At 73.2% G+C, this 11883-nt stretch carries 11 protein-coding genes; all 11 read left to right on the top strand.

The genetic code is table 11. The annotated features are described in order from the left end of the window. The first annotated feature begins 69 nt into the window (after window positions 1–69). The 11 genes from AB0G11_RS15830 to AB0G11_RS15780 all read left to right on the top strand — a co-directional run bounded on the left by AB0G11_RS15830 (window position 70) and on the right by AB0G11_RS15780 (window position 11882). A complete protein-coding gene (locus AB0G11_RS15830; protein WP_357586456.1) occupies window positions 70–1539 on the top strand; it encodes a leucyl aminopeptidase in 1470 nt (489 codons plus the stop codon). A gap of 75 nt (window positions 1540–1614) precedes the next feature. Continuing rightward, window positions 1615–2979 carry a dihydrolipoyl dehydrogenase gene (gene lpdA / locus AB0G11_RS15825; RefSeq protein WP_357586454.1) on the top strand — a complete coding sequence of 455 codons (1365 nt, stop codon included), beginning with the start codon at window positions 1615–1617 and terminating at the stop codon, window positions 2977–2979. Between the two features lie 37 nt (window positions 2980–3016). Beyond that, on the top strand, window positions 3017–4483 hold the full coding sequence (sucB, locus tag AB0G11_RS15820) for a 2-oxoglutarate dehydrogenase, E2 component, dihydrolipoamide succinyltransferase (protein WP_357586452.1): 1467 nt from the start codon (window positions 3017–3019) through the stop codon (window positions 4481–4483). Between the two features lie 730 nt (window positions 4484–5213). Then, entirely contained in the window at window positions 5214–6107 is an 894-nt protein-coding gene (locus AB0G11_RS15815; protein WP_219516370.1) for a TIGR01777 family oxidoreductase, read from the top strand. A gap of 36 nt (window positions 6108–6143) precedes the next feature. Next, window positions 6144–6881: a peptidase E gene (locus tag AB0G11_RS15810; protein WP_219516385.1), complete on the top strand. Its 738-nt coding sequence runs from the start codon at window positions 6144–6146 to the stop codon at window positions 6879–6881. Between the two features lie 38 nt (window positions 6882–6919). After that, complete coding sequence (gene lipB, locus AB0G11_RS15805) at window positions 6920–7612, top strand: lipoyl(octanoyl) transferase LipB (protein ID WP_219516404.1); 693 nt, start codon at window positions 6920–6922, stop codon at window positions 7610–7612. Window positions 7613–7648: 36 nt separating this feature from the next. Beyond that, window positions 7649–8626 carry a hypothetical protein gene (locus AB0G11_RS15800; RefSeq protein ID WP_357586450.1) on the top strand — a complete coding sequence of 326 codons (978 nt, stop codon included), beginning with the start codon at window positions 7649–7651 and terminating at the stop codon, window positions 8624–8626. Between the two features lie 48 nt (window positions 8627–8674). Further along, the gene (gene lipA, locus AB0G11_RS15795) at window positions 8675–9604 is read left to right on the top strand and encodes a lipoyl synthase (protein ID WP_219516418.1); all 930 of its coding nucleotides are present in this window, start codon (window positions 8675–8677) and stop codon (window positions 9602–9604) included. Window positions 9605–9649: 45 nt separating this feature from the next. Further along, on the top strand, window positions 9650–10603 hold the full coding sequence (locus AB0G11_RS15790) for a helix-turn-helix domain-containing protein (RefSeq protein ID WP_219516427.1): 954 nt from the start codon (window positions 9650–9652) through the stop codon (window positions 10601–10603). 98 nt (window positions 10604–10701) lie between these two features. Beyond that, window positions 10702–11085, top strand: coding sequence for a VOC family protein (locus AB0G11_RS15785; protein ID WP_219516435.1), 384 nt, complete (start codon window positions 10702–10704; stop codon window positions 11083–11085). Further along, window positions 11064–11882, top strand: a complete 819-nt coding sequence (locus AB0G11_RS15780) for an alpha/beta hydrolase (RefSeq protein WP_219516437.1) — start codon at window positions 11064–11066, stop codon at window positions 11880–11882. The genes AB0G11_RS15785 and AB0G11_RS15780 overlap by 22 nt, the downstream gene beginning before the upstream one ends. Window position 11883 lies beyond the last annotated feature (1 nt).

The raw sequence follows: 11883 nt of genomic DNA, 5'->3' as shown, positions 1-11883 counted from the left end.
CGCTGGTCATGATTCATGGGATGAACCCCTGTTTGTGGGGCCTGGAAACCCTGGATAGCATCGGTTTACGTGACCACTGTGCGGCTGAACTCAGCAGATCCCGTCTCGTTCGACACCGACGCGCTCATCGTCGGGTTCCTGTCCGGCCCCGGCGGTCCCAGCCCCGCCACAGGCGCCGAATCCCTCGACGCGGCCTTCGGTGGCAAGCTCGCCTCCTCGCTGACCTCCGTGGGCTTCTCCGGCAAGCCGGGCGAGCTGGCCAAACTGCCCACGTTCGGCTCCGTCACCGCTCCGGTGCTGGTGGCCGTCGGGCTCGGCGAGTCCCCTGACGCCGAAGGGCTGCGCCGCGCCGCCGGCGCCGCCGTGCGCTCTCTGGCCGGCACCGCCCGCGCCGCGCTCGCCCTCCCCGCCGGCTCCGCCGCCGAGGCCGAGGCCGTCGCGCTGGGCGGTCTGCTGGGCGCCTACGGCTTCTCGCGCTACCGCACCGGCGAGGGCCAGAAGGAGCCGGTGAACGAGCTGACCGTCCTGTCGGGCGAGGACGCCGCCGCCGGCGAGCGCGCCGCGATCCTGGCCGACGCCGTCACGCTGGTGCGCGACCTGGTCAACACGCCGCCGTCCGACCTGTGGCCGGCCAAGTTCGCCGAGATCGCCGAGCGCACCGGCGCCGAGCACGGGCTGAGCGTCGAGGTGCTCGACGACAAGCAGCTGCGCGACGGCGGCTACGGCGGCCTCGTCGGCGTCGGCCAGGGCTCGGTCAACCCGCCGCGGCTCGTCCGGCTCTCCTACACCCACCCCGAGGCCACCAAGACGCTGGCGTACGTGGGCAAGGGCATCACGTTCGACTCCGGCGGCCTGTCGCTGAAGCCGTCGGCGTCCATGGACTGGATGAAGTCCGACATGGGAGGCGCGGGCGCCGTTTTCGGGGCGCTCGTCGGCATCGCCCGCCTGGGCCTGCCGGTCAACGCCATCGGCTACCTCTGCCTGGCGGAGAACCTGCCGAGCGGCACCGCCCAGCGCCCCTCCGACGTCATCCACAGCTACAGCGGCAAGACCGTCGAGGTGCTCGACACCGACGCCGAGGGCCGCCTCGTCCTCATGGACGGCATCGCCCGCGCCGCCGAGGACAACCCCGACCTGATCGTCGACGTCGCCACGCTGACCGGCGCGCAGATCGTCGCCCTCGGCTGGCGCACCGCCGGCGTCATGGCCAACGACGACGCCGTGCGCGAGCTCGTCGTCGAGGCCGCGACCGCCGCCGGCGAGGGCGCCTGGGGCATGCCGCTGCCCGAGGAGCTGCGCAAGGGCCTCGACTCCCCCGTCGCCGACATCGCCAACCTGCAGCCCGAGCGCTGGGGCAGCATGCTGGCCGCGGGCATCTTCCTCAAGGAGTTCGTGCCCGACGGCGTCCGCTGGGCGCACATCGACATGGCCGGCCCGGCCTTCAACAAGGGCGAGGCGCACGGCTACACCCCCAAGGGCGGCACCGGCGCCTTCGCCCGCACCCTCATCGCGCTCGCCGAACGGCACGCGAGCATCTGAGGGGACCGGCACCCGAGCGCCCGGAACAGATGAAAAGATGACGGCATCACGAACACCCCGACAAGGAGCCTTCCTGTGGCCTACGACATCGTCGTCCTAGGTGGCGGCAGCGGCGGTTACGCCTGCGCGCTGCGGGCAGCCGAGCTGGGCATGACGGTCGCCCTGATCGAGAAGGACAAGATCGGCGGCACCTGCCTGCACCGGGGATGCATCCCCACCAAGGCCCTGCTGCACTCCGCGGAGGTCGCCGACGAGACCCGCGAGAGCGCCTCGTTCGGCGTCAAGGCGCACTTCGAGGGCATCGACGTGGCCGGCGTGCACGCCTTCAAGGACAAGATCGTCAGCCGCGCCTGGAAGGGCGTGCAGGGCCTGCTCAAGGCCGCGGGCGTGACGGTGGTCGAGGGCGAGGGCCGCCTGCTCGCCGAGCGCCGCGTCCAGGTCGGCGACGAGGTGTACGAGGGCCGCAACGTGGTGCTCGCCACCGGTTCGGCGCCCCGCAGCCTGCCCGGCCTCGACATCGACGGCGAGCGGATCATCACCAGCGAGCACACGCTGAAGATGGACCGGGTGCCCGCCTCCGTGGTCGTCCTCGGCGGCGGCGTCATCGGCGTCGAGCTGGCCAGCGTCTACCGCTCCTTCGGCGCCGAGGTCACCATCGTCGAAGGGCTGCCGCACCTGCTGCCCACCGAGGAGGAGTCCAGCTCCAAGCTGCTGGAGCGGGCCTTCCGCCGGCGCGGCATCAAGTACGAGCTCGGCGTCTTCTTCGAGAGCGTCAAGACCACCGACACCGGCGTGCTCGTCACCCTGGCCAACGGCAAGACCCTCGACGCCGAGATCCTGCTCGTCGCGGTCGGCCGCGGCGCCGTCTCGGCCGGCATGGGCTTCGAGGAGGCCGGCGTCACGATCGAGCGCGGCGCCGTCACGGTCGACGAGCACTGCCGCACCACCGCGCCCGGCGTCTACGCCGTCGGCGACCTGATCCCCACGCTGCAGCTGGCCCACGCCGGGTTCGCCGAGGGCATCATGGTGGCCGAGCACATCGCGGGCCTCAACCCGCCGCCCATCGACTACGCGGGCGTGCCCCGGATCACCTACTCCGACCCCGAGGTCGCCTCGGTGGGCATCACGTCCGCGCAGGCCGCCGAGCGCGGCATCGAGATCGTCGAGCAGGTCTACGACCTCGCGGGCAACCCCAAGAGCCAGATCCTCGGCACGGGCGGCGCCGTCAAGGTCCTCGCCCGCAAGGACGGGCCGGTCGTCGGCGTCCACATGGTGGGCCGCCGCATCGGCGAGCTCGTCACCGAAGGCCAGCTCATCTACAACTGGGAGGCGCTGCCCGCAGAGGTCGCCCAGCTCATCCACGCACACCCGACCCAGTCCGAGGCGGTCGGTGAGGCGATGCTGGCCCTGGCCGGCAAGCCGCTGCACGTACACAACTAATCCGCCCTCGAGATCAGAACGCGAGAGAAGAATAACGATGCCGGTCTCCGTACAGATGCCCCAGCTCGGCGAGAGCGTCACCGAGGGCACCGTCACCCGTTGGCTGAAGAAGGAGGGCGAGCGCGTCGAGGCCGACGAGCCGCTCCTTGAAGTGTCGACCGACAAGGTCGACACCGAGATCCCGTCGCCTTCCGCGGGTGTCATCACCAAGATCGTCGTGGCTGAGGACGAGACCGTCGAGGTCGGCGCGGAGCTGGCCATCATCGACGAGAGCGGCCAGGCCGGCGCGGCCGCCCCCGCCGAGGAGGCCGCCCCCGCCGCCCAGCCCGAGCCGGAGCCCGAGCCTGAGCCTGAGCCCGCTCCGGCCCCCGCCTCCTCCATCCCGCAGCCCGCCCCGCAGGCGGCCCCGCAGCCCGCCCCGGCCCCGCAGCCGGAGCCCGCTCCGGCGCCGGCCCCCGCCCCGGCTCCCGCGCCCGCGCCCGCGCCCGCCCAGGCCGCCGCTCCCGCGCCGCTGCCCACCTCGGGCGACAGCCCGTACGTGACGCCGCTGGTGCGCAAGCTGGCCAACGAGCACGGCGTGGACCTCGACGCCATCACCGGCACCGGCGTCGGCGGCCGCATCCGCAAGCAGGACGTGCTCGAGGCCGCCAAGAGCCGCCGCGAGCAGGCTCCCGCCGCCCAGGCCGCCCCGGCCGCGGCTGCTCCCGCCGCTCCGGCCGCCGCCCCGGCGCAGGCCGCCGCCCCGGCCGCCGCGCCTGAGCCGGTCGAGGTCGACACCACGCTGCGCGGCCGCACCGAGAAGATGACCCGCCTGCGCCAGACGATCGCCAAGCGCATGGTCGAGTCGCTTCAGACGGCCGCCCAGCTCACCTCGGTCGTCGAGGTCGACGTCACCAAGATCGCGCGGCTGCGGGCGCAGGCGAAGGACGAGTTCTTCCGCCGCGAGGGCGTCAAGCTGACGTTCACCCCGTTCTTCGCGATGGCCACCGTCGAGGCGCTCAAGCAGCACCCCAAGCTCAACGCGACCATCAACAACGAGACCAACGAGGTGACCTACTTCGACGTCGAGAACCTCGGCATCGCGGTCGACACCGACCGTGGCCTGCTCGCCGCCGTGGTCAAGGACGCCGGCGACCTCAACCTCGCCGGGCTCGCCCGCAAGGTCACCGACCTGGCCGAGCGCACCCGCGCCAACAAGGTGACCCCGGACGAGATCACCGGCGGCACGTTCACGCTGACCAACACCGGCAGCCGCGGCGCCCTGTTCGACACGCCGATCCTCAACCAGCCACAGGTCGGCATGCTCGGCACCGGCGCCGTCGTCAAGCGTCCCGTCGTGGTCGACACGCCGGAGGGCGAGGTCATCGCGGTCCGGTCGATGGTCTACCTGGCGCTCACGTACGACCACCGCCTGGTCGACGGCGCCGACGCGGCCCGCTTCCTCACCACGATCAAGCGGCGCCTGGAGGAAGGGCGCTTCGAGGCCCAGCTCGGCCTCGCCTGACCACCGCACGCCCCTGGGGCCGGACGCGCACCCGCGCGTCCGGCCCCGCGCGTTTCCGGGGGCCTCCGCCCGGTCCGGAGCGGTCCCGTACGCGCCCCAAGGGCCCCACAGGACCGGACCGGCGCTAGGTCCCCCACAGGACCGGGCCGCCGCTAGTTCCCCAACAGGACCGTGCCCTCCGCTAGGTTCCCCACCTGACCGGGCCCGCGCGGGGAGCCGCCCCAAGCGGCCAGCGGTCCCCCGGCCCTACGGTCCCCGGCCTCCCCGGTCCCCAGACCCGGGCCCCGCGGGCACCGAACGGCGAGCCGCCCAGGCCAGCCCCAGGAGGGCCCCACTGCCCCGAGGGGCCGCCTGGCCGCAACCTCCGCATGCGGCCACCCGTGAGGGCGGGGCAGGCGGGAGGGGACGCCTGCCGAAGCCTCGGAGGGCGGGGTTCTCGGAGGGCGGGGTTCTCGGAGGACGGGGTTCTCGGAGGACGGGGTTCTCGGAGGACGGGGTTCTCGGAGGGCGGTGGTCCCTGGACGGCGGGGCCCCGTGGGGCGGGATGGGTAGGAGGGGACCGCCTCCCGAAGTCCCCGAGGGGCGGGGGTCTTGGGGGAGGTCCTCGGGAGGGCGCGGCCCTCGGAGGACGGGGAGCCCGAAAGGCGGGGACCCCAGAGGCGGGGACCCCGGAAGGCCCCCGGAAGGCCGCGTCCCCGGAAGGTGGGGTGGGGCGGCGTAGGGTTGGGGGATGGCGATCGTTGTGACCGGGGCGTCGGGGTTGCTCGGCGGGCCGCTGGTCGAGGCGTTGCGGGCAGGCGGGGAGCGGGTCGTGACGCTGGTGCGGCGGGAGCCGCGCGGGCCCGACGAGGCGCGGTGGGAGCCGCGTGCGGGGGTGCTGGATCCGGCGGTGCTCGACGGGGCGCGGGCGGTGGTGCATCTGGCCGGGGCGCCCATCGCGGACCGGCGGTGGAGCGCCGACTACAAGCGGGAGCTGGTGCGCAGCCGGGTGGACAGCACGCGGCTGCTGGTGGAGGCGATGCGGGGGCTGGAGCGTCCGCCGGCGACGCTGGTGACGGCGTCGGGCGTGGACTTCTACGGCGACACCGGCGACGAGGTGGTCGACGAGAGCCGGGGCAAGGGCGAGGGGTTCCTGGCGGAGCTGTGCGAGCGGTGGGAGCGTGAGGGCCGGGCCGCCGGGGAGTTCGGGGTGCGGGCGGCGCAGTTGCGGACGGGGCTGGTGCTGAGCCGTCGCGGCGGGGCGCTGGGCCGGATGCTGCCGATCTTCCGGGCGGGGCTGGGGGCGCCGCTGGGGTCGGGGAAGCAGTACTGGTCGTGGATCTCGGAGGACGACTGGGTCCAGGCGACCATCCATGTGGTGAAAAATCGGGATCTGGTGGGGCCGGTGAACCTCACCTCACCGACGCCGGTCACGAACGCCGAGTTCACCCGCACGCTCGGCCGGGCGGTGCGACGCGCCACGATGCCGATCCCGGTGCCGGGGTTCGCGCTGCGGCTCGGGCTGGGCGAGTTCGCGCAGGAAGGGCTGCTCCCGGGGCACCGGATCGTCCCTGACAAGCTGGTGAACAGCGGTTATGGCTTCGCGCATACGCGCCTCGGCGATGCGCTGCGCGCCGTACTCTAGTGTGCTGTTCGTCCTACGCATCGGGGAGATTCCGACATGACCAGGTCAGGGCAGTCCCACATTCTCGCCATCGGCGGCGGATCGTTCCGCGCCACCGAGCGCCACGGCTTCCTGGAGGCGAGCCCGCTGCTGCGCTACGGGCTCGATCTGACCGGGCAGGACCGGCCCAAGCTGGGCCTGCTCGCGACCGCGGTGGGTGACAGCGCCGATTGGGTGCTGAAGATGTACGGCGCGTTCGCGGGCTGGGACGTCGAGCTGAGCCATCTGACGGTGTTCCCGATGCCCAACGTGGCCGATCCGCGGGCGTGGATGCTGGAACAGGACATGATCTACGTCAGCGGCGGCAGCGTGGCCAATCTGATGGCGTTGTGGCGGCTGCACGGCCTGGACGAGGCGTTCGAGGAGGCGTGGCGGGCCGGGGTGGTGCTGTCGGGGCAGAGCGCGGGCGCCCTGTGCTGGCACGTGGGCGGCAACACCGACTCCTTCGGCCCCGAGCTGCGGGTGTGGGCCGACGGCCTGGGCTTCCTGCCCTACTCGTGCGGCGTGCACTACAACGCCGAGCCGCAGCGCCGCCCGCTGCTGCAGCAGTCGGTGGCCTCGGGCGAGCTGCCGGGCGGCTACGCGGCCGACGAGGGCGTGGCGCTGCACTACGTCGGCACCGAGTTCATCCAGGCGGTGACGACCGATCCTGACGGCTATGCGTACAAGCTGGAGCATGACGGCGCGGGCGGCGTGAAGGAGTTCAGGATCGAACCCCGCCTGCTGACTTCCTGAATTACCCTACAAGGGTGAGGGAACGGCACAATGGACACATGCGCCCCACCCATGGGGTCGATCCCCACGCACTCGCCGTCGTCCGCCTGGGCGTCGACGTCCCGTACGAGCAGGCCTGGTCGCTCCAGCGCTGGGTGCACGGCAAGCGGGCCGCCGGTGAGCTCACCGACACGCTGCTGATGCTGGAGCACGCGCCCGTCTACACGGCGGGCAAGCGGGCCAGGCCGGACGAGCGGCCGTCCGACGGCACTCCGGTGGTCGACGTCGACCGCGGCGGGCGGGTCACCTGGCACGGGCCGGGGCAGCTGGTCGGCTATCCGATCGTGGCCGTCTCCGACGTGACCGACTACGTCTGCCGGCTCGAGGAGACGATGATCCAGATCTGCGCCGACTTCGGGGTGACCGCCCGGCGGGTGCGCGGGCGGGCCGGGGTGTGGGCGGTGGGCGACGCCGGTCTGGGGCTGCCCGACCGGCAGCTCGGCGCGGTGGGCATCCGGGTGTCGCGCGGTGTCGCGATGCATGGTTTCGCGCTCAACTGCGCCAATGATCCGCGGTGGTTCAACCGGATCGTCCCGTGCGGGCTGCCCGACGTGGGCGTCTCCACGCTCTCCGCGGAGACGGGACGGCGGATCGTGGTGGAGGAGGTCATGCCGATCGCCGAGAAGCGCCTGGCCGAGGCGCTCGGGCGGGAGCCGTTCGACCTGCACGAAGAGGATCTTCTCCGCAGATAGTGGCCGATGGGCGACATGCCGCTCTACTATCGCGATGTGAAACGGGTCACAGCGTTCCTCCTCGCCCTGCTCGTGCATGCGCTCACCGTCGCCTTCGTGGTGCTCGGCGGCTGGACCATCGCGGTCAACGCGGAGTTCGCCGTCGCCTGGGTGCTGGGCGGCCTGCTGATCGGCATCGGCTGGATGCTGCGCCCGCGCCTGGGGCGGCTGCCCGGCGACGCCGAGGTGCTCGACCGCGAGTCGGCCGGTGAGCTGTACGGCACGGCCGAGCGCGTGGCGGACCGGATGGGCGTCAGGCGTCCGGCGAGGATCGCGGTCAGGGACATCGCCCCGGCCGCCTCGTACGAGAAGCTGGGGCTTTTCCGGACGCCCGTGCTGGTCGTCGGGCTGCCGTTGTGGATGGCGCTGCCGGCCAGGCAGCGGGTGACGCTGCTGGCGACGGCGTACGCCGGGTCGGCGGACGGCGACGGCGTGGTGATCGGCGGCGCGCTGTCGACGCTGGCCGAGTGGCGCGGGGCGCTGCTGGGCGCCGCGCCGCTGCAGGCGCGCGAGGACGCCGAGGTCAAGATCACCGTCACGCTGGGCGCGCTCGACGCGCCCACCACCGGCTACCAGGCGGCGGGGCTGCTGGGCCGGCTGATCGGCCGGGTGTTCGGCGCGCCGGTGCTGCTGCTGGAGTACGGCCTGACGCGGCTGGCGCGGTCGGGCGACGGGCAGGCGGCCGAGCGCAGGCGGGCGCTGGCGCTGCGGGTGGCGACGGCCGAGGAGCTGGCCGAGCTGGAGGACCTGGTCGCCGGGCACCGCTACCTGGCGCCGATGCAGGCCGCGGTGCTGCGCGGCGAGAACGTGACGGCGATCCGGCAGGGCGCGCTGGCCCGCTTCGGCGTGCGGGCGAGCGAGGTGCCCGGCTCGTCCAACGCCGTCCTGCTGGGCGAGGCGGAGTCCGACCGGATCGACGCCGAGCTGCTGCGCCACTACACGCGGGCGATCCGCAGCTTCGGCCTCATCACCTGAGAGCGACCCTCGATCCGGCTCGGGCGGCCGGAGACGTAAGCTGTGAGGGTGACCGTTGCTCCTGAAGGCCGAAAGCTCCTCCGCCTGGAGGTGCGCAACGCCGAAACCCCTATCGAGCGCAAGCCCCCGTGGATCAAGACCAAGCTGAAGACGGGCCCCGAATACACCGAGCTCAAATCGCTCGTGCGCCGGGAGGGCCTGCACACGGTCTGTGAAGAGGCGGGCTGTCCCAACATCTACGAGTGCTGGGAGGACCGCGAGGCGACCTTCCTCATCGGCGGCGACCAGTGCACGCGCCGCTGCGACTTCTGCCTCATCGACACCGGCAAGCCCACGGAGTACGACCGTGACGAGCCGCGCCGGGTGGCCGAGTCGGTCCAGCAGATGGGCCTGCGCTACGCGACCGTGACGGGCGTGGCCCGCGACGACCTGCCCGACGGCGGCGCCTGGCTCTACGCCGAGACGGCCCGCCAGATCCACGCGCTGCTGCCGGGCTGCGGCGTCGAGCTGCTGGTGCCCGACTTCAACGGCAACCGCGAGCAGCTGGAGGAGGTCTTTTCCAGCAAGCCCGAGGTGTTCGCGCACAACGTCGAGACCGTGCCGCGCATCTTCAAGCGGATCCGTCCCGGGTTCCGTTACGAGCGTTCGCTGGAGGTGCTCACGATGGCCCGCGAGGCCGGGCTGGTCACCAAGTCCAACCTGATCCTCGGCATGGGCGAGACCCGTGAGGAGATCGTCGAGGCGATGCGCGGCCTGCACGAGGCCGGCACCGACCTGATCACGATCACCCAGTACCTGCGCCCGACCCCGCGCCACCACCCGGTGGACCGCTGGGTCAAGCCGGAGGAGTTCGTCGAGCTGCAGGCCGAGGCCGAGGCGATCGGCTTCGCGGGCGTGCTGTCCGGGCCGCTGGTCCGCTCCTCCTACCGCGCCGGCAAGCTCTACCAGCAGGCGATCGCGGCCCGCCAGACGGCCTGATCGAATCGCTACCATGGGGTGAGCATCCTGAGGGAGGCTCCCCCCATGGCCGTGTTGATCCGCGCCGCCGACGTGCCGGCGGCCGAGCGCCGCGAGGCGTGGCTGAGCGTCGTGTGCGACGCGCTCGGGCCGCTCGACGTGCGTGTCGACGCCGACGCGCCGCTGCGCGGGCAGATCGAGGCGGGGCAGCTCGGGCCGGTGGGCGTCGGCAAGGTGCAGACCTCGACGCCGCACAGCGTGCACCGCACGCCCGGCCTGATCCGCCGCGACAGCCCCGAGCTCTACCGGCTGGTGCTGCCCGTGTCGGGCACCCCGCTGCTGGGCCAGGACGGCAGGCAGGCGCGGCTGCGCCCGGGCGAGTTCGCCCTCTACGACTTCACCCGGCCCTACGAGCTGGTCTACGACTCTGCGGTGCGGCTGGCGGTGTTCAGCTTCCCGCGTGAGCTGCTGCGGTTACCGCCCGGCGCGGCGTCGGTCACGGCGGTGCCGATCGCCTCGGGCGAGGGCGCCGGGGCGCTGGCCGCGCCGCTGCTGCGCCGGGTGGCGCTCGACCTCGACTCCTACCGGCCCGCCAGCGCGGCCCGGCTGGCCGGCGTGGTGATGGACCTGGTCACCACGGCCGTGGCCGAGCGGGTCGAGGAGCTGGGCGCGGTGCCGCACGAGACACGGCAGGAGGCGCTGCTGGCCCGGGTGCACGCCTTCATCGAGAAGCACCTGGGTGACGCCGGGCTCGATCCGGCGGGCGTGGCGGCGGCGCACCACATCTCGCCGCGCTACCTGCACCGGCTGTTCGAGGCGCGGGAGACCACGGTGGCGGCGTGGATCCGGCACCGGCGGCTCGAACGCTGCCGCGCCGACCTGGCCGACCCGGCGCTGCGCGACACCCCGGTGAGCGTGCTCGCGGCGCGCTGGGGGCTGCCCGACCCGGCGCACTTCAGCCGCCTGTTCCGCAGCGCCTACGGAGTGCCGCCGGCCGCCTACCGGCGCGCCTGCGGGTAGTGCGCTGATCGTCAAGTCCCCGGCGCGCACGTGCAAGACCGGGGCCGGTCCCGGCGAGCATGCTTGAGGCACGAACTCACCGGAAGGACTGGAAGAAAATGCAGCTGTTCGTGAACCTCCCCGTCAAGGACCTCGCCCGGTCGAAGGCGTTCTTCACCGAGCTCGGCTTCACGCTGTTCGGCGCCGCCGACGACATGGCCTCCGTCGTCGTCAACGACGAGACGCAGGTGATGCTGCTGGCCGAGCCCACGTTCGCGTCCTACGCGCACCGCGAGGTCGGCGACGCCACCAAGGCCACCGAGGCGATCCTGGTGCTCGGCGTGGAGAACGAGGCGCGGGTGGACGAGCTGGCCGCCAAGGCCGTCGAGGCCGGCGGCACCGCGCTGGGCGGGGCCCGGCGTGACGCCTTCCGCTACCAGCGCGCCTTCGCCGACCTCGACGGCCACCACTGGGAGGTCCTGTGCCTCGTCCAGCCTTCGTGACCGGGACCTTCATCGTCACCTCGGCCGACGGCACCGCGATCGCCGTCGACCGGCACGGCTCCGGTCCGGCGCTCGTGCTGGTGCACGGGGCGTTCACCGGCCGCGGTCATCCGCTCATGGCCGCGGTGGCCTCGGGGCTGGCGCCGTGGTTCACGGTGTTCGACTACGACCGCCGGGGGCGCGGGGCCAGCGGCGACACGCCTCCTTACTCGGCCGAGCGTGAGATCGACGACCTGGCCGCCGTCGTGGCGGCGGCCGGCGGGCGGGCCATGGTGTTCGGCGGCTCCTCCGGCGCCGCCCTCGCCCTGGAGGCCGCCGTACGGATGCCGCAGATCTCCAAGCTGGCCCTGTGGGAGCCGCCCTACCACGTCGGCGCGGACGCGCCCGGGCTGCCCGCGGACTTCGCCGCCCGGCTCGCCGATCTGGTGGGGCGGGGCAGCCGGGGTGAGGCGGTGGAGCTGTTCATGACGGCCGCCGCCGAGACGCCCGCGGAGACGGTCGCCGCGATGCGGGCCGGCCCGCACTGGGCGGAGCTGGAGGCGCTGGCCCACACGCTGGCCTACGAGGCGGCCGTGATGGGGCCGGGCAACGCGCTTCCTGCGGCCCGCCTCGCCGGGCTCGACCGGCCCGCGCTCGTGCTCAACGGCGAGCTCAGCCCCTCCTGGATGGGTGCGGCGGGCCGTGCCGTGGCCGCGTGCGTGCCCGGCGCGGCGCACCGGGTCCTGGAGGGCCAGACGCACAACGTGGCGGCCGGGGCGCTGCTGCCCGAGCTGCTGGAGTTCTTCGTGGCGGCGTGAC

This window comes from Nonomuraea sp. NPDC023979 (genome assembly GCF_040639085.1).
GTDB classification, from domain to species: Bacteria; Actinomycetota; Actinomycetes; order Streptosporangiales; family Streptosporangiaceae; genus Nonomuraea; species Nonomuraea ceibae.
Note: the sequence above shows the minus strand (reverse complement) of the source record. Positions and strands in the feature narration are given on the sequence as shown.